A 16,670-nucleotide genomic window follows, 5' to 3' on the forward strand; every position below is an offset into this window, starting at 1 on the left:
GGAACAAGGTCTCTCCACCGCGGTGCAGTTCCTCCATCGACGGGGTCGACACCGCGCCGACGGACAGCACCCGGGCGAAGCCGCCCCGGCGGGAGACCACGGCGCCTGCCCCGGCGTCGCCCAGCAGGAAGAGCTTCGAGGCCCGCCAGCGGTCCACCAGCGGGGTGGAGAAGTTGTCGCCGGAGGTCAGCAGCACCGCGTCCCCCTCGGCGCCGGCCATCAGTCGGGACGCGGCCATCTCCAGTGCGGAGAGCATGCCCAGACAGCCCTGACGCACCTCGACGGCCGTCACCGGACGGTCCAGTGCGTGCCGCAGTACGTAGTGCTGCGCGGACCAGCCGTCGGGTCCCTGGAAGTGGACGCTGCTGTGCAGCACCGCGCCGAAGTCCTCGCGGGCGTGCCCGGATCGTGCCACCGCCGCCCGGGCGGCGGCCACCGCCAGGTCGGGGGCCGGTGTTTCGCCCGCGACGGGTACCGACTCGATTCCGGCGTCCCTCCGGTCCTGCTCGTCGTAGTGGCTCTTCTCGACGGCGCGCCGTGCCGGGTACCGCGCCGGCAGGTGGGTCGCTATGCCGGCGAGATGGATCCCGCTGACCTTCACGACCGGGCACCTCCCGTCATCACGCCGGTACCCACGTGCTCGGCGGCCGGCACCAGGAATCGCCCGACGCTGCCGAGCTTCTCGCAGGTCTCCTCCAGTTCCCGCTCGGGCCGGGACTGCCCCACGATGCCCGCGCCGGCGCGCAGCCAGGTGCGCCCCTCCTGCCGGTAGACGCTGCGCAGTACCAGAGTGGCGTCCATTGATCCGTCCCCGTCCACCGTCAGGACGGCGCCGCTGTAAAGCCCGCGGGCTTCGGACTCGTTGCTGCGGATGCTGTCGTACGCGGCGTCCTTGGGCACACCGGAGGCGGTGACGGCGGGGAAGACCGCTTGGAAGGCGTCCCAGGCGTGCCGTCCTGCGGCGAGCCGGCCGCTCACACGAGAGGCCAGGTGCTGCACGGTGCCGCGCTTCTTGACCGTCATGAACTCCGCCACGTCGACGGTGTCGGGAGCGCACACGTCGAGCAGTTCGTCGCACGCGATCTTCACGGATATGGCGTGCTCGTAGATCTCCTTGGGGTCGGAGAGGAGTTCCGCGCACAGCCGCTCGTCCTCGGGCCCGTCGCCGGTCAGCGCCCGGGTCCCGGCCAGGGGCTGGCTGGTCACCTTTCCATCCGGGTCGACATGGACGACGATCTCCGGGCTGAAGCCCGCTGCCTCGATGCCGCCCAGGCTGAGCAGGAATGACCGGGCGGGACTGTTGCCGCGCCGGCCCGCCAGATACGTGCCTACGAAGTCGACCTCGTGCTCGACCGGGACCACCCGCGAGTAGATCACTTTCTGCAGCCGCTGATCGTTGATGGCGTCGACCGCGAGCAGGACCGCCCGGCGGTAGGCATCCGCTCCGGCCTGCCTCACGTTCACGGGGCTCGGCACGGAGTCGCGCTCGGTGCCCCCGGCTGCCAGCACTTCCAGGAGAGCGGTAAGGGTGCCCTGGTCAGCGGCGCGCAGATGCGCTTCCGCGCCCTCGATCCGGACTTCGGTGTGCGGCACGACGAGGTGGAGGAGCCGTTGGTCGCCTACGTGCTGGACGTCTCCCTCCTTGGCGTACGACAACTCGAAGGCCGCCCAGCCGTAGGCGCGCCAGTCCTTGATCCGGACGGCGTCGAGCAGGCTCCGTACCTGCTGCAACGGACGCCCGTCCCAGGGCAGATGCACCTCACCCGCCTGTCGCATCCGTGCGCCGTCGCGGTCCAGGGTGATCTGGGCCAGCGCGCCGCCCGCGTATGACCAGGTGCCGCCGTTCTCGTACACGACGTAGTCCGCGTGCAGACCGGACGACGCCAGACGGGTGGCGGCGACCATGGGGTCCGAGGTCAGCCGCAGCCTCGTCTCGAAGTAGTGCCTGGGGGACTGGTGCATCGCGAACGTCCTCTTCTCTACAGCGATACGGGGAAGGCGAAGGGGGGTGTTCATCGCGGGCCGTGCGCGGCTCCGGTGGTGAGGGCGGGCTGCCGGAGGTGACTACTCGCGGTGTCACGCACCGCACGGGGCGGCCGCGGAGATCACCTCAGCTGCGGTGAACGGCCCCGCCTGGTGCGGCCCGGTGGTCTTCGAGAGTGGCCAGACCTCTGATTCGCCCCTCGCTCATGGCGCGCTCCCCCAACGGCATGTGGTTCAGCGGGATGTTCACCGGCTGTCGAGCCGAGCCCCATCTTGCGGGCGGCTTCTATACCGGCGTGGAGGGGATCTATACCGCGGCTATATCCAGCAGGTCGGCACGGGCCGGGTTCAGCGGGCGAAGCGGTTCAGGGAGCGGCGGTAGGTGTGCATGCCGATGAGGAGGGGGCGGGAGGGTTTCGAGGGCTTGCGGGGCTCACCTGCCGGCTTCGGCCCCGCCGCCGCGGCTCCGGTGCTCCGCTCGCCGACGAAGACCGTGGCGGGATGCCCGTTGACCAGGATCTCGTGCGTCGCGCGGACCGAGAGACCGGCGTCCGAGAACGCCGCGTCGAAGACGGCCGCGCCCCGGCGGGCGCACAGGAGCACGAACCGGCCATGCTCCGGATGCAGGACGCGGGCCAGTGACTCGCTCGTGGTGCGGGCGAACTCCTCGTACGGGAGGGGCAGTTCCTCGTGCTCGCCCCACGGCGGGTCGGTCACCACGACGTCCACCGAGCCGTCGTCGAAGGACGGCAGGGTCATGGCGTCCTCGTCCAGCAGCCGCAGCCGCCGGTCGCGCAGCACCTCGTCCGGCAACTGCTCGCGGTGCTCCGCGAGATCCAGGTCGGAGTAGACGACCTCGCGGGCCGGCAGGCCGAGGCGGCTGACCACGAAGGAGCCGCTGCCCGCGAAGGGGTCCAGGAAGGTGTCGCCGGGCTGCGGCTCGGACGCCAGGACGAGCATCGACGACAGCTCGTGGGACAGGGCGCCGCGCGCCTTCTTGGGCCGCGCCTGCTTGGGCAGCCGGGCGCAGAACATCAGGTCGGCCATGTCGAGGCGGCCGATGACCCAGTACTCCTGGCCCCGGCCGCTGGGCTCCAGCCGCATCCCCGTGCACGCGGAGACCGTGCGCTCGATCTCCCGCTTCGCGGCGCCGCCGACCGAGGCCAGTTCGCCGTCCACATGGACCATGACCCGGAAACCCCGCGCGCGTTCACCCGGCAGCGACGGGAATTGCGACTTCTTGAGCGAACCGGCCAGTTGCGCGATATTCTGGTCGATGTCACCGCGGCGAATTTCGCTGATCACCGAAAAGGCGTTCTTCGCGAAGGGAATGGCGGCCACGCGTTCCATCGGCGACGTCGAGGAGAAGAGCATGGCGCTGTCGTCCTGGTACTCCGCGCGGAAGCCGTCGACGAAGTGCGCCATGGCGTCGGCGACCAGCTCACTGGTACCGGCGGGATACTGAATGAAATAGCGCATCCCGGAAGGCTACCCGGCGCGGAACCGGTGCGCGCCGCCCCTCGCGGAGCCGCCCCCGCGAAGCCTGCGGCCGGCCGCCCTATTCCGGCTCTCCTGTCGCTTCCGTGGGTCGCTGACCTGGGGGTATGCGCAGAACACGCCGCACCCGGAGTACGTTTCGACTGCTGAAGGTACGAAACGGAAGAACCAGGTACGGCGTGCGGAACACGAGGATATGGGCCAGGCTGCTCGATGTCGAAAAGACGGTGATCGAGCAGGTCGAGGCCGAGGAGGCCGACAGCGGCGACGATCTGGTGATCGTCGCTCATGCCCGTCCGGCTCGGGGACGGCGGCAGCGGTGCGGGGTGTGCGGCCGCAAGGCGGCGAAGTACGACGCCGGAGAGGGACGCCGTCGCTGGCGGGCCCTGGACGTCGGGGTACTCAAGGCGTTCATCGAGGCCGACGCGCCGCGGGTGTCCTGCCCCGAGCACGGGGTGACCGTGGCGGCGGTGCCCTGGGCCCGGCACCGGGCCGGCCACACCTACGCCTTCGACGCGCAGGCCGCCTGGCTGGCCACCTGCTGCTCGAAGACGGCCGTCACCCGGCTGATGCGGATCGGATGGCGCACGGTCGGCGCCGTGGTCGCCCGGGTCTGGTCGGATGCCGAGGCGCAGGCCGACCGGCTGGCCGGACTGCGGCGGATCGGGATCGACGAGATCAGCTACAAGAAGCGGCACAAGTACCTGACTGTCGTCGTGGACCATGATTCGGGCCGTCTGCTGTGGGCCGAACCCGGGCGGGACAGGGCCACCTTGAACAAGTTCTTCGACCTCCTCGGCCCTGAACGCTCCGCGGGGATCACGCATGTGTCGGCCGACGCGGCGGACTGGGTCACCGGCCCGGTTGCCGCACACTGCCCCGACGCTGTGCGCGTGATGGACCCCTTCCACACGGTGAAGTGGGCGACCGACGCCCTGGACGTCGTGCGCCGTGAGGTCTGGAACGCCGAGCGCAAGGGCAAGGGCCGGGCCACGCCGGGATCGAAGTCGCTGAAGAAGGCCCGCTTCGCGCTGTGGAAGAACCCCGAAGATCTCACGCAGTACCAGCGTTCCCAGCTGGAGTTCGTCGCCAAGGCCCATCCCGTCCTCCACCGCGCCTACCTCCTGAAGGAGGGACTCCGTCTCGCCCTGAAGTCCGGCACCGACACCCCCGAGGCTCTGTGGGACTGGGTGCTGTGGGCCCGCCGCTGCCGCATCGACGCCTTCGTCGACCTGCAACGCTCCATCGTCCGGCACTGGGACGCGATCACCGCAGCGGCCGAGCACGGCCTGTCCAACGGACTCGTCGAATCGATGAACACCAAGATCCGGCTCATCACCCGCATCGCCTTCGGCTTCAAGAACCCCACCGCCCTCATCGCCCTCGCCATGCTCAGCCTCGGCGGACACCGACCCCACCTACCAGGACGTCAACCCGCGAACCGATGACCCACGGATCCGACAGGAGAGCCCCTATTCCTCCAGCCCCTCGTACGCGAACCAGTCGAAGTGGACCGTGCCGTCGGCCGCGTACAGGCCGATCACCCGGCTCGTGAAGCCGCCCGTCGCCTCGGTGGAGAGGTAGCGGCCGTCCAGCGTGCCGAGTGCGGTGAAGGTGCCGGGTCCTCGTGGCCCAGGGTGATCGTGTCCGGCCCGGTGCACGGCGCGACGGGCGGCGCGGTGCGGCGTACGTCGATGCCGGGGGTGACCGGGCCGGCGGGGGCCGGAACGGCGGCGACCACCGTGCGCAGGGAGCCGATGCGGGCGACGAGGCGGATCTCGGCACCGTCCGTCTCGACCGCGTAGTGGTGCGCCTCGTCCAGGCGGACCGCGAGGCCGCCGCAGCCGTCCGGGCTCTGGACCAGGTCGCCGTGGCCGGTGTTCTGCGCAGGGTGCCGCCCTGCGCGATCAGCGGGTACCAGTGGTCGCCGATCCGGTAGAGGTGCGGTGCCTCGGGCGCCTTCGCCCCGGACGCCCCGGACCAGATGCGCCGGGGTTCGCCGAAGGTCTCGCCGGTGTACGGGTCGATGCGGACCTGGGAGACCCCGGCGACGGTGCACCAGCAGGTGCCGTCCTCGTCCCAGGCGAGGTCCGGGTCGATGCCCGGTACACCGGGGAGCGGGACCGGATCGGACCAGGGTCCGGCCGGGTCGGTGGCGGTGAACAGCAGGTTGCCCACCTCGACGTTGGTGACGATCAGCCAGAACCGGCCGTCGTGGTGCCGGAGGGTCGGTGCGTAGATGCCGCCGGAGGCGCGGGTGTCCGGGGTGATCCGCGCCACCGGCGCGGCGCGCGTCAAGAGGTCCAGGGGGCGTCCGGTGAGCCCCTACGCGGCTCCGCCGTTGCTCTTGAGGAGCTGGCCGTTGACCCACTGGCCCTGCGGGGAGCAGAGGAAGTCCACCAGATGGGCGGTGTCCTGCGGGGTGCCGAGCCGGCCCAGCGGGGTGCCCAGGCGCAGCTCCTCCGCCAGCTCCTCGGTCATCCAGCCGGTGTTGATCGGGCCGGGGTTGACGACGTTGGCCGTGACTCCCAGGTGGGCCAGTTCGCGCGCGGCGGCCAGGGTGATGCGGTCCAGGGCGCCCTTGCTGGCCCCGTACGGCAGGTTGCCGACCGTGTGGTCGCTGGTGAGCGCGACGATCCGGCCGCTGCCCGAGGGGGCCCGGAAGCGCAGCGCGTACTCCCGGATGAGCAGCCAGGTGGCGCGGGCGTTCACCGCGAAGTGGCGGTCGAAACTCGCCAGGGTGGTGTCCAGGAGGCCGGAGTCCACGGACTCGGCGTGGCTGAGCACCAGCGCGGTGACCGGCCCGATGCGGCTCTCGGCCTCGTCGAAGATCCGGGTGGGGGCGTCCGGGTCGATCAGGTCCGCCTCGATCGCGGCGGTGCGGGCGCCGTGCGCGGCGAGCGACGCCTCGATGGCCCCGGCCGCGCCCCGCTCCTCGCCCCAGTCCATCCGGCGGTCGTAGGGCGTCCAGTAGGTGAAGGCGATGTCCCAGCCGGAGGCGGCGAGTTGACGCGCGATCCCGGCGCCGATGCCGACGGTGCGGCCGACGCCGGTGATCAGGGCGAGCGGACGGGATGCGGCGGGGAAGGTGTCTGCGTGGGTCACGGGGGTCGATCCTGCTGGACGAAGCCCCCTCCGAGCAACGGAATTCGCCCCCGAGCGCGGCCCTGCACACCCTGCCCCGCCCCGTACGCCGTGCGTCCCTTCGTACGCCGTGCCCGCGTGGGCAGCCCGTACGGGTGTCCCTCGTGGTCACGCGGCCCGGCCACCCCGGCCGGGCAGCTCGAAGAGGGAGCTGCCGGGGCGGCCCGGACCCCGGCACGCTGAAGCCATCGCACCGCTCCCTTCCCCTTCTGCTCCGAGGAGTCCTCCCATGGCACTGACCGCCGACCGGCCCACCGAGACGAAGAGCACGGCGGGCCCGCAGACCACCGGCCGGCCGGACCTCGCTGTCCGTTCCCGGCTGGCCGCGCTCAACGCCTTCCTGATGAGTGGCCTCACCCTCTGGCTCGGCCTCGTCACGCTCAACAACCTCAACGACTTCGGCACCAACAAGGCGCTCATCGGCTCCATGCTGACCATGCACGACCTGGTCAGCGACCCCATCCGGGGCAACGGCCTGGAGTGGCGCGCGCTCCCCGAGTCGATGGCTGCCCCGACACTGATCGGTGTCATCGTCTACGAGGTCCTGATCGTCGCCCTGCTGGCCCGCGCCGCGTACGGGTTGTGGCGTCGGGCGCTCGGCCAGGAGACCGGGATGGTCACCACCCAGCGCGCCAACATCGCGCTGGGCGCCTTTGCTGGGCTGTTCCTGTTGTTTCTCTCCGGCGGCATGTTCTTCGGCTACTGGATCTACATCGGTGCCGCCCAGCAGGTCCACTTCACGGGGCTCATCATCGGGCTGCTCGCCGCCCTCCTGGTCAACCTGCCCTCGGTGACCGGCGCCCAGCAGGAACGCTGATCCGGCCCGCGTGCAGGCCCCTCCCCGCACATGCCCCGCCGGCGGTCCTTCCGATACGACCCCTTACCCAAAAGGGGTATCGGAAGGACCGCCGATGGGGCATGTGTGTGTCCTGGGCACGTCATTAGTGTCCCATGTCATGGGGGCATACACCGCACAGATCAATTCCGGGACACCTACTTCCACCCTGCGGATCGCAGGTGCGGCACGCGCCGTCGTTCTCTTCGTCGAAGAGGCGCGTGTCTGTGTGCAGATCATCTTTCTGATGCGTTTCCTGGCCGCTGCGGCGGTCACCACCGGGGGCGGGTTCGCGGGGGCGGCGCCCCGGCTCATCGCCCCGGCCGTCAGTTGGGTGCTGGCCACCCTGTTCACGTACGGCATCAATGGAGTGTCGGACGTCCAGGAGGACCGGCTCAACCGCACCGGTCGGCCGATCGCGCGGGGCGACCTGGCTCCGGCCATCGCCGCCCGGCTGACCTGGCTCTCCGCGGCCGGCTCCGTCATCATCGCGCTGGCCTGCGACAACGTCCTGCTGATCACGTTCGACCTGGCGTTCCTCTTCCTCGGCTACGCCTACTCGGCGGCACCCTTCCAGCTCAAGCGCAGCGCTGCCGGCACCTCCGGGTCCGTGCTGCTGATGGGACTGCTCACCTACGCAGCGGGCTGGACGGCGGTGGAGGAGGGGCGTCCGCCGGCGGCGGTGCTGGTGCTGGCCGCCGCGATGTCGCTGTGGATGTGCGGGGTGGGGGCCGTGACCAAGGACTTCTCCCATGTACGGGGGGACGCGGCGGCGGGCCGCCGTACCTCGGTGACCGCCTGGGGCGACACCACCGCCCGGCTGGTGGGCGGGGCCGGGGCCCTGCTGGTCGGCGGCGGCTTCCCGGCCGCCGCGCTGCTCGGCCTGTACACCCCGCTGATTCCGGCGGCCGCGGTGCTGGCGGGCGGGGCCGTGGTGGTGGCCGTACTCTGTGCCACCACGCAGGGTGACGAGAACCGGGGCCGTACCCCGTACCGCGCCTTCATGGTGACGCAGCACCTGGTTCATCTGACCCTGTTGGCAGGGCTGTTCCTCGCCGTCTGACCAAGCGGTCCGACCGGATGTCCGCGCCCCGCGCACTCCTCGTGTGCGGGGCGCGGACGTGTCAGAAGCGGCGGCGGGGCGGCTCGGGCTGGGGGAGCAGGCCCCGTTCGACGGCCTTGTTGACGGCGTCGATCCGGGAGACGGCGTCCAGCTTGGTGAAGATGTTCCGCATGTGCCGCTTGATGGTGCCTTCGGCGATGCCGAGCCTCACCGCGATCTGACGGTTGCTCATGGCCTGGGACACCAGGGTCAGTACCTCGGATTCGCGGTCCGAGAGGCCGCCCGCGCCGTCGGGCACGGGCAGCGGGGCACGCAGGCTGTCGGGTGAGACCGATACCGTGACGGTGCGCAGTTCGTCGCCGCCCTCGCGGGAGCGGACGGCGGAGATCAGGGTGTCGCGGCCGGTGCTCTTGTGCAGATACCCGCTGATACCCAGGTGCAGGAGCTCCCCCACGAGTTGACGGCCGTCGTACATGCTCAAGACGATGATGCGGAGGCCGGGGTCGCCCTGGAGCAGTCGGCGGACGGTGACCGGGGGGTCGTTGCGCGGCATCTCGATGTCGAGCAGGACGACGTCCGGGCGGTGCGCGGCGGCGAGCCGGATGGCGTCCTCACCGTTGCCCGCCTGGGCGACGATCTCGAAGCCGGGCTCGGAACGCAGCAGGTCGCACAGGGCCTCGCGCAGCAGCGTGTGGTCGTCGGCGACGAGGATGCGTACGGATTCGGGGGCGGTGGTGTTCATCGGAGGGACGGGTCCTCCTTGATCGGTATCCACATGGTGACGTGAGTGCCCCGGCCGGTGGACGAGCCGATGTGCAGGGTGCCGCCGAGGAGGTCGGTGCGTTCCTGGAGGCCGGTGAGGCCGTTGGCGCGGTCCCCGACGAGGACCTGTTCCACGTCGAAGCCGAGGCCGTCGTCGATGATCTCGCTCTGGATCTCGTGCGGGGCGATGTCGATGTGGACGACGATGTTGCCGGCCTCCGCGTGCTGGAAGGCATTGCGCAGGCACTCGCGGACCATGACGAAAACCTCCTCCGCGACCGGAGCCGGAATCCACTCGTCCAGGCCGCGTACCCACAGTTGTACGGGGACGCGCTCGTCCCCCATGGAGGCGACGAAGTCGGCGAGCGCCGCCTCCAGGCAGCCGGTGACGGCGGGTCTTCGCAGTTCGGTGACCAGCTCGCGGGTGTGGGACAGAGTCTCCAGGATGGCGTCCTGGGCGGCCCGCACCTCCTTGGGCACATCGGTGTCCAGCTGGGTCATCTGGTGCTCGTACAGCTCCAGTTGGCGCATGGCGAGACTGAGAGAGTTGCCGATCTGGTCATGGATCTCGCGGGCCAGTCTGCGGTGTCCCTTGTCGTGCACCTCGCGGACGCGGGCGAGCATGAACGAGTCGTACGCGATCGAGCCGACCTCCAGCCGCCGGCCGATGCCCCGCTGAAGAGCCCGGATGGCCGCCGAGTAGGCCCGGTCGGCGCCCTCGACGCCCGCAGTGCATTCGAGGAGGCGGTCCAGGACGGTGTCGAAGAGGATGACACCGGCCCGTACGGAGTGGGTGAGGTGGACGCCCTGCTGGACACGGGTGCCGCCGAGGTCGACGACTTCGGCGATCTGGCTGTCGGAGACCTCCGTGAGGCCGGCCTCCAGACTGTCGGCGCAGTCGTGGAAGACCCGCCGGCCCTGTAACTCGCACTGTGCCCATACTTCCGGATCGGCGGCGAGCGGGCTGCTGATGCCGCGCAGCCGGGTCTGGTAGAGGGCGATGACCTCGTCCTCGTACGCCCTGAAACGCTTCGCGGGCGGGCCGCCCTGGCGGCTGCCGAGACGGCTGTGGGCCGGTTCTCTCATCACGCTCTCCTCCCGCGGGGCTCAACTGTTCATCCAGCGCCGAACCGGTGCAGGATAAGCCGATTTGCGGACTGCGTGGCGGTGATGGCTGGAATCAGCCAGGCGGCCTGCGGCTCAGCGGAGGCGGCGCCGCACGGCGGCGCGGACCTTGAGAAGGTTCGGCATCAGCGTGTAGACGACCGCCGGGACGACGATGCCGGTGATCACCAGGGTGCGCAGGAGCATCGGGAAGCCCTTGACGTAGGGGCCGAGCAGCATCTGGACGACGGTGAGGGCGCCGAAGACCGCGATCCAGGTGAGCAGAGCGCGCATGTGGACCGAGGGCGGCGTGGCCGGCTGTGCGGGGGCGGCGGTCCGGGGCTGATTCCGGTCGGTGGCGGTGGCGGCGGAGGAAGCGGCGGCGGGGCGGGCGACGGTGGTCATGAAGGGTCCCATCCGGGTTGTGTGGTGTGTGAGGGCTTCTTGGTGCGGCGCTGTCGCTGGTCCTGTCCTGGGGCCTGGGCGGTGGTGCTGCCCGCGGCGACGTGTTCCACAATGCCAACCAACTAGTTGGATGTCAACCATCCAGTTGGTTGGCAATGTGGGGGAGCCGTTCTACGCTGGTGGCATGACCTCGGACACGACCCACACCAAGGAACGGCTCCTCGCTGCGGCGAAGGAGGAATTCGCAGCTCACGGCATCGCCGGAGCACGCGTCGACCGGATCGCGGAGCTGGCCGGCGTGAACAAGGAACGGATCTACGGCTACTTCGGTAACAAGCAGAAGCTGTTCGACGCCGTCGTGGGGCGTGCGCTGGACGAGCTGGCCGCCGCCGTCCCGCTCCGGGCGGGCGACGACCCCGCCGAGTACGTCGGCCGGGTGTACGACTTCCACCGGGACAACCCGGTCCTGGTCCGGCTTTTCTTCTGGGAGGGCCTGCACTACCGCGACGCCGTCCTGCCCAATGAGGAGGGCCGCCGGGGCCACTACGAGGAGAAGATCGAGGCCCTTGCCGCGAGCTTCGGTACCGAGGCGTCACCGCGCGTCGCGGCCTGTCTGCTGAGCCTGATCGGGCTCGCGGCCTGGCCCAACGCGGTGCCGCAGCTCGCCCGGCTGATCCTCGGGCCCGACGCGGAGGCCGGCGGCCTGGACCTACGCGCCCATGTCGTCGCCTTCGCCCGCCAGGCCCTGTCCGACGTGCCACTCGTGGCTCCGGCGGCATGAGGGGCTCCCGCCACCGGGGGCGTTCCCGCGCTCCCGGAGGGCACTCCCACCGACCGGGTACCCCCGAGGTATCCGGGCTACCACTTTCGGTCCGCCGCCACCCGGACTAGGAGGCAGTGACGGCCGCGGAGGCCCTTGACGCGTCTAGCGTTCCTTGCATACGGGTGACCCCGGCGGTCACCGACAAGGACCCATGGGGGTAAGGGCAATGTCGCAGAATCGCGCGGCTCTGGCAGTCGCCTCTCCACCGGTACGCCGCACCACCTCGCCGCAGCTGCTCCCGCGGCAGGCGGCACACGTCATCCTCTCCGTCCGCGACGACCTCCAGCGCTACGGCCTGGAGCGGATGCTCGGCGCCGTGGACCCGGGTACCGGCTGCCGGTCCTTCGCGGAGCTGGCCGCCGCCGTGGACGCCGTCCACGACCCGCGCACCGACCTCCTGCTCGTCGTCCCGGAGCCGGCCGACCTGAACCACGACTCGGTGCTGCACCGCGTCACCGCGTACGGGGTGCGGGTGCTGTTGCTCCTGCCCGACGCCCGGTCCGTGGACCTCGACCGGGTCGCCTCCGTGGCGGGCGCCTCGGTGCTGTTCTCGGACGGCCTGGATGCTGCGGCCCTCGCCGACACGCTCGGCTCGATGCGGGCCGGCGAGGTCCGCATACCGGCCGCCCTGACCCGGTCCCTGCTGGAGCTCGCCGGGCGCGGCGCCCGGGAGATCCCGGCCGTGCCCCGGCTCACCCCGCGCGAACGCGAGGCGCTGACGCTCGTCGTGGACGGGCTCAGCAACAAGCAGATCGGGCGCCGGCTGCGGATCTCCGAGCACGGGGCGAAGCGGCTGGTCGCCAACATCCTCGCCAAGCTCAACTGCCCCAACCGCACGCTCGCCGCAGCCCGTGCCCTGCGCGAGGGCCTGTGTGGCCGCCCGGCCGCCGCCCCGCACCCCTACGCCCCGCCGACCGCTGCCCACGAGTCGGCCTCCGCCTACGAAACCGGCTGGTGAGGAACGTGATGAAGCCCGTCAACGGCGCTGCTCGTGCCGCCTTCTTCGACGTCGACGAGACGCTGATCAACACCAAGAGCATGTTCGACTTCCTGCGGTTCTGGATGGCCCGCCACGGCGACGACGGCTCCGGCCACGCGGCCGTGATGGCCGGTGTCCGCGAGGCCGCCGACTCCGGGGTGCACCGCTCGGAGATCAACCGCCGCTACTACCGCGGGTTCGCCGGCGTCCCGAGGGACGAGCTGTGGGCCGCCGCGCGCGCCTGGTACGAGGAGTACCGGCGCGGGCCCGCCGCCGTCACCGTCGCCACCTGGGCCGCCGCGAGCCGGCACCGGGAGGCGGGTGACCTGGTGGTGCTGGTCTCCGGCTCGTTCCCGGGCTGCCTGGAACCGCTGGCCGAGGACCTGGGCGCGGACCTGATCCTGTGCTCGGAACCGGTCGTTGGGCCGGACGGGCGGCTCACCGGCGAGGTGGAGCGTCCGATGATCGGCTCCGTCAAGGCCGACGCGGTCCGCGAGACCATCGCCGAACGTGGCCTGAACGCCGCCGGGTCGAGCTGTTACGGAGACCACGCGAGCGACCTCGACATGCTTCTCGCGGTCGGCCGCCCCGTGGTCGTCGGCGGTACCGACCGGGTCCTGATCGAGCACGCCCAGCGGCTGGACTGGCCGGTCCTCTCGGCGGCGCCGGGCCAGTTGCGTACGGCGGGAGCGTGGGAGGCGTCCGCGCTGACCGGCCTCGCCGACCGGGAGCCCGCCGGGCTCACCGCCCCCGGCGCAGCGCGATCGCGGTGAGCACCAGCCCGTCGCGCACCGCCCAGTGCCCGGTGAACCATCCCAGGCGGGAGCCGTCCACCACCGGGCCGGGCACCATCAGCCGGGCCCGGAACGTGCCGGCCTCCGCGTCGAACGCCAGCCGGACGTCCCGGAAGCCGAGCCACCGGCCGGTGAGCGGGTACCACGTCTTGTAGACGGTCTCCTTCGCGCTGAACATCACCGTGGGCCAGTGCACTTCGCTTCTGGCCCGGGTCAGCGCGGCCAGGTGCTCCCGCTCGGAGGACACCGAGATGTGCCGCACCATCGACTCCTCCAGCGGCGCGTGGCGCTCCGCGTCGATCCCCACGCTGTGGAAACGGTCGCTGCGGGTGAGCGCCGCCGCCCGGTAGCCGTCGCAGTGGGTCATGCTGCCGGTCACTCCGGCCGGCCAGCGCGGTTCGCCCTTGGCACCCGGCAGGACCGGGGCGGGCGGTACGCCCAGCGCCGACATCGCCCGGCGGGCGCAGTGCCGGGTCGTGGTGAACTCGCGGCGCCGGTGCTCCACGCACTTCGCGAGCAACGGCTCCTCCTCCGGCAGCACTCGGGCTCCGGGGAGGTCGGCAGTGGCGTCGGCGCAGACGACGGCGGATGGCAGGATCTGCTGGATCACTTCTGCTCCTGGGGGCAACGCGCCGGAGAACCGGCGCACCGGGGCCGGCCGGATTCGGCGGCCCGCTGCCATCCCAGGACAGGTCACGGCAGTCGTGCGTTACGCCTTCGACTATGCGCCCGTCGATGCCCCTTCCGCTACATGTCCGATCGGCTACCCCGATCGACCGCCCCGTACGAGGGCTCATAAAAGCCATATTGAGCGATGAATTACCGCAGGTTAGCTTGAATTCATCGAAAGCGAACCGAGAACGAACCGAAACGAATTCATCACCAGGAGAAGAAGATGACGCATCCTTTTCTGACCCGACTGGAATCCTTCCGGGATTCCGAGGCCGTCGCTTTCGAGGGCCGCAGCTACCGCTACGAGGACCTGCTCGCGCTCGTCGCCGGGTGGCGCCGCTTCCTGGACCGGCACGAGGTTCGCCCCGGCGAGGTCGTCACGCTGGAGGGGGCGTACTCGCCGCAGGCGTGCGCCGGTCTGCTGGCGCTGATCGAGCGCGGGGTCGTCGTCGTCCCGCTCACTGTCCTGCCGGCTGCCAAGCGCGCGGAGTTCCTGGACGTGGCCGAGGTCGAGGTCGTCATCCAGGTGGACGAGGGCGGTGTGCACCGCTGCGAGCGCACCGGCCGCGTCGCGGACCACACGCTCTACCAGGAGCTGCGGGACGCGGCTCGGCCCGGCCTGGTGCTGTTCAGCTCCGGTACGACCGGCCGAAGTAAGGCATCGGTGCTCGACTTCGACAAGGTCCTGGCCCGCTACGGCGAGCCCACCCGCCCCTCGCGCATTCTGTCTTTCCTGAGCCTGGACCACATCGGTGGCGTCAACACCCTGCTGCACACGCTGAGTCAGGGCGGGACCGTGGTGACGGTCGCCGAGCGCACCCCGGATGCCGTTTTCGAGGCGATCGCCCGGCACCGGGTGCAGATCCTGCCGACCACGCCGACCTTCCTGAACATGGTCCTGATCTCCGGCGCCCACGAGCGGTACGCCACCGACTCGCTGAAGCTGATCACGTACGGCACCGAGCCCATGCCGCTCCAGACGCTGCGCCGGCTCGGCGAGATGCTGCCGGGCGTACGGCTCAAGCAGACGTACGGGCTGTCCGAGCTGGGCATCCTGCCGACCCGCTCGCGCGGCGACGACACCCTGTGGGTGAAGCTCGGCACGGCGGGCTTCGAGCACCGGATCATCGACAACATCCTGTGGATCCGCTCCGAGATGGCCATGCTCGGCTACCTCAACGCCCCCGCGCCCTTCGACGAGGACGGTTTCTTCAACACACAGGACGTGGTGGAGGTGGACGGCGACTGGGTACGCATCCTGGGCCGCGACTCCGAGATCATCAACGTGGGTGGTGAGAAGGTCTACCCCAGCGAGGTCGAGAGCGTCCTGCTGGAGGTCGAGAACATCGCGGATGCCACCGTCAGCGGCCGCCCGAGCCCGGTCACCGGCATGGTCGTCAAGGCCACCGTGCGGCTGGTCGAGGACGAGGACCGGCGCTCCGTCACCCGCCGCGTGCGCGAGTACTGCGGCAGGCGCCTGGAGGCGTACAAGGTGCCGGTCCTGGTCGAGGTCTCCGCCGCCCCGCAGCACTCGGACCGCTACAAGAAGATCCGGAGCGCCGCGTGAGCGCGCCGGAAGCTGCCGAAGCGCCCGAGGGCGCGGCCGGCGAGGACCGTGTCGCCCTCGTCAGCGGCGGCAGCCGCGGCCTGGGCCGGCTCCTGGTCGAGCGCCTCCTCGCCGACGGCTGGCGGGTCGCCACCTTCAGCCGGTCCGCCAACGACTTCGTCAAGGGCCTCCAGGCCGAGCGGGGCGAGAGCTTCCTCTGGGAGGCCGCCGACCTCGGCGACCCGGACGCACTGCGCGGAGTCGTCCGTACGGCGGTCCGCCGCTTCGGCCGGGTCGATCTGCTGGTCAACAACGCGGCCGTGCTGCACCAGGAACTCTTCCTCACCACCTCCCGCAAGCAGACCGAGACGCTGATCGCGAGCAACCTCCTCGCCCCGATCACCATCGCCCAGGCATGCGCCCGCGCGATGGCCCGCCAGGGCGGCGGCCAGATCCTCAACATCTCGTCCATCAACGCGATCCGCGGCTACCGGGGCGTGGCGGTGTACGCCGCCACCAAGGCCGGGCTCGACGGATTCAGCCGGAGCCTGGCCCGCGAACTCGGGGCCTTCAATATCCGCGTCAATTCGCTGGTGCCCGGATTCTTCGACAGTGACATGACCGAGGACGTCACCGACCGGAACCGGGAGCGCATTCAGAACCGCACCCCGCTCGGGCGGCTCGGCACCATGAACGAAATCGCCGACGCCGTTCTCTACCTCATCTCGCCCGCATCGTCATTCATCACCGGACAGTCGATCGTCGTAGACGGAGGAATCACATGCTGATCGCAGCCGACATCACCGCCGTGGTCCATCAGGAGATCAACGCGCTGCTGGCCGAGGCCGAGCGCGCCACGCACCCGACGCTCACCGGCGCCGAGTTCCTGCACGAGCTGGGGCTCAACTCGCTGCTGCTGGCCCGCCTGGTCATCCAGCTGGAGATGGAGCTGGGAGTGGACCCGTTCGAGGAGGAGTACGTCATCTCCGACGTCCGTACGGTCGGCGCCCTGTCCGACGCCTACGTCCGCACGGTCGAGCAGTTGGCGGCCACCGCCGTCTGA

General features: G+C 70.7%; 16 protein-coding genes and 2 pseudogenes. 9 read left to right on the forward strand and 9 right to left on the reverse strand.

Annotated elements, in window-relative coordinates:
- Positions 1-127: 127 nt before the first annotated feature.
- The 3 genes and pseudogenes from DNK56_RS35705 to DNK56_RS02380 all read right to left on the reverse strand — a co-directional run.
- Positions 128-256 (reverse strand): annotated as a pseudogene (locus tag DNK56_RS35705) (3-oxoacyl-ACP synthase); the annotation flags it as partial.
- 341 nt (positions 257-597) lie between these two features.
- Positions 598-1,962: a salicylate synthase gene (locus tag DNK56_RS02375; protein ID WP_111330046.1), complete on the reverse strand. Its 1,365-nt coding sequence runs from the start codon at positions 1,960-1,962 to the stop codon at positions 598-600.
- A 369-nt stretch (positions 1,963-2,331) separates the two neighbouring features.
- Positions 2,332-3,462: a TRM11 family SAM-dependent methyltransferase gene (locus DNK56_RS02380; protein WP_111330047.1), complete on the reverse strand. Its 1,131-nt coding sequence runs from the start codon at positions 3,460-3,462 to the stop codon at positions 2,332-2,334.
- 197 nt (positions 3,463-3,659) lie between these two features.
- Here DNK56_RS02380 and DNK56_RS02385 point away from each other — a divergent pair, with 197 nt between their 5' ends.
- On the forward strand, positions 3,660-4,928 hold the full coding sequence (locus DNK56_RS02385; RefSeq protein ID WP_111329909.1) for an ISL3 family transposase: 1,269 nt from the start codon (positions 3,660-3,662) through the stop codon (positions 4,926-4,928).
- A gap of 24 nt (positions 4,929-4,952) precedes the next feature.
- On the opposite strand, the pseudogene DNK56_RS02390 reads toward DNK56_RS02385, so the two are convergent.
- Positions 4,953-5,754, reverse strand: a pseudogene (locus DNK56_RS02390) (family 43 glycosylhydrolase); the annotation flags it as partial.
- A 51-nt stretch (positions 5,755-5,805) separates the two neighbouring features.
- On the reverse strand, positions 5,806-6,585 hold the full coding sequence (locus DNK56_RS02395) for an SDR family oxidoreductase (RefSeq protein WP_111330048.1): 780 nt from the start codon (positions 6,583-6,585) through the stop codon (positions 5,806-5,808).
- A 268-nt stretch (positions 6,586-6,853) separates the two neighbouring features.
- Between DNK56_RS02395 and DNK56_RS02400 the strand changes: the two genes are divergently transcribed.
- The gene (locus tag DNK56_RS02400) at positions 6,854-7,441 is read left to right on the forward strand and encodes a DUF2165 family protein (protein WP_111330049.1); all 588 of its coding nucleotides are present in this window, start codon (positions 6,854-6,856) and stop codon (positions 7,439-7,441) included.
- 247 nt (positions 7,442-7,688) lie between these two features.
- Positions 7,689-8,522, forward strand: a complete 834-nt coding sequence (locus tag DNK56_RS02405) for a UbiA family prenyltransferase (protein WP_241989726.1) — start codon at positions 7,689-7,691, stop codon at positions 8,520-8,522.
- A 61-nt stretch (positions 8,523-8,583) separates the two neighbouring features.
- On the opposite strand, the gene DNK56_RS02410 is transcribed toward DNK56_RS02405, so the two are convergent.
- The 3 genes from DNK56_RS02410 to DNK56_RS02420 form a co-directional block, all read right to left on the reverse strand.
- The gene (locus DNK56_RS02410; protein ID WP_111330051.1) at positions 8,584-9,264 is read right to left on the reverse strand and encodes a response regulator transcription factor; all 681 of its coding nucleotides are present in this window, start codon (positions 9,262-9,264) and stop codon (positions 8,584-8,586) included.
- Positions 9,261-10,370, reverse strand: coding sequence for a sensor histidine kinase (locus tag DNK56_RS02415; RefSeq protein WP_111330052.1), 1,110 nt, complete (start codon positions 10,368-10,370; stop codon positions 9,261-9,263). Before DNK56_RS02415 ends, DNK56_RS02410 begins: the two co-directional genes overlap by 4 nt.
- A 114-nt stretch (positions 10,371-10,484) precedes the next feature.
- Positions 10,485-10,805 carry a hypothetical protein gene (locus DNK56_RS02420; protein ID WP_241989727.1) on the reverse strand — a complete coding sequence of 107 codons (321 nt, stop codon included), beginning with the start codon at positions 10,803-10,805 and terminating at the stop codon, positions 10,485-10,487.
- Positions 10,806-10,977: 172 nt separating this feature from the next.
- Between DNK56_RS02420 and DNK56_RS02425 the strand changes: the two genes are divergently transcribed.
- From DNK56_RS02425 to DNK56_RS02435, 3 genes are all read left to right on the forward strand, one after another.
- Positions 10,978-11,574 (forward strand): TetR family transcriptional regulator, encoded by a 597-nt coding sequence (locus DNK56_RS02425; RefSeq protein ID WP_111330054.1) that lies wholly within the window; start codon positions 10,978-10,980, stop codon positions 11,572-11,574.
- Between the two features lie 208 nt (positions 11,575-11,782).
- On the forward strand, positions 11,783-12,574 hold the full coding sequence (locus DNK56_RS02430; protein WP_111330055.1) for a helix-turn-helix transcriptional regulator: 792 nt from the start codon (positions 11,783-11,785) through the stop codon (positions 12,572-12,574).
- A complete protein-coding gene (locus DNK56_RS02435; protein WP_241989728.1) occupies positions 12,571-13,368 on the forward strand; it encodes an HAD family hydrolase in 798 nt (265 codons plus the stop codon). Before DNK56_RS02430 ends, DNK56_RS02435 begins: the two co-directional genes overlap by 4 nt.
- Here DNK56_RS02435 and DNK56_RS02440 read toward each other — a convergent pair.
- Entirely contained in the window at positions 13,337-13,999 is a 663-nt protein-coding gene (locus DNK56_RS02440) for a 4'-phosphopantetheinyl transferase family protein (RefSeq protein ID WP_111330057.1), read from the reverse strand. The genes DNK56_RS02435 and DNK56_RS02440 overlap by 32 nt on opposite strands.
- A gap of 285 nt (positions 14,000-14,284) precedes the next feature.
- Here DNK56_RS02440 and DNK56_RS02445 point away from each other — a divergent pair, with 285 nt between their 5' ends.
- From DNK56_RS02445 to DNK56_RS02455, 3 genes are read left to right on the forward strand one after another with little or no spacing between them, the layout of a single operon-like run.
- Complete coding sequence (locus DNK56_RS02445) at positions 14,285-15,628, forward strand: ANL family adenylate-forming protein (protein ID WP_111330058.1); 1,344 nt, start codon at positions 14,285-14,287, stop codon at positions 15,626-15,628.
- Positions 15,625-16,395 carry an SDR family NAD(P)-dependent oxidoreductase gene (locus DNK56_RS02450; protein WP_111330059.1) on the forward strand — a complete coding sequence of 257 codons (771 nt, stop codon included), beginning with the start codon at positions 15,625-15,627 and terminating at the stop codon, positions 16,393-16,395. Before DNK56_RS02445 ends, DNK56_RS02450 begins: the two co-directional genes overlap by 4 nt.
- Positions 16,389-16,670, forward strand: a complete 282-nt coding sequence (locus DNK56_RS02455) for a phosphopantetheine-binding protein (protein WP_111330060.1) — start codon at positions 16,389-16,391, stop codon at positions 16,668-16,670. Before DNK56_RS02450 ends, DNK56_RS02455 begins: the two co-directional genes overlap by 7 nt.

This window comes from Streptomyces sp. AC1-42W, assembly GCF_003248355.1.
Classification (GTDB): domain Bacteria; phylum Actinomycetota; class Actinomycetes; order Streptomycetales; family Streptomycetaceae; genus Streptomyces.

Excerpts from the sequence above, each read along its gene's own strand:
- DNK56_RS02420 (WP_241989727.1), bottom strand. The coding sequence starts at position 10,805 with ATGGGACCCTTCATGACCACCGTCGCCCGCCCCGCCGCCGCTTCCTCC.
- DNK56_RS02415 (WP_111330052.1), bottom strand. The coding sequence starts at position 10,370 with ATGAGAGAACCGGCCCACAGCCGTCTCGGCAGCCGCCAGGGCGGCCCG.
- DNK56_RS02400 (WP_111330049.1), top strand. The coding sequence starts at position 6,854 with ATGGCACTGACCGCCGACCGGCCCACCGAGACGAAGAGCACGGCGGGC.
- DNK56_RS02455 (WP_111330060.1), top strand. The coding sequence starts at position 16,389 with ATGCTGATCGCAGCCGACATCACCGCCGTGGTCCATCAGGAGATCAAC.
- DNK56_RS02445 (WP_111330058.1), top strand. The coding sequence starts at position 14,285 with ATGACGCATCCTTTTCTGACCCGACTGGAATCCTTCCGGGATTCCGAG.
- DNK56_RS02375 (WP_111330046.1), bottom strand. The coding sequence starts at position 1,962 with ATGCACCAGTCCCCCAGGCACTACTTCGAGACGAGGCTGCGGCTGACC.
- DNK56_RS02430 (WP_111330055.1), top strand. The coding sequence starts at position 11,783 with ATGTCGCAGAATCGCGCGGCTCTGGCAGTCGCCTCTCCACCGGTACGC.
- DNK56_RS02425 (WP_111330054.1), top strand. The coding sequence starts at position 10,978 with ATGACCTCGGACACGACCCACACCAAGGAACGGCTCCTCGCTGCGGCG.
- DNK56_RS02410 (WP_111330051.1), bottom strand. The coding sequence starts at position 9,264 with ATGAACACCACCGCCCCCGAATCCGTACGCATCCTCGTCGCCGACGAC.
- DNK56_RS02380 (WP_111330047.1), bottom strand. The coding sequence starts at position 3,462 with ATGCGCTATTTCATTCAGTATCCCGCCGGTACCAGTGAGCTGGTCGCC.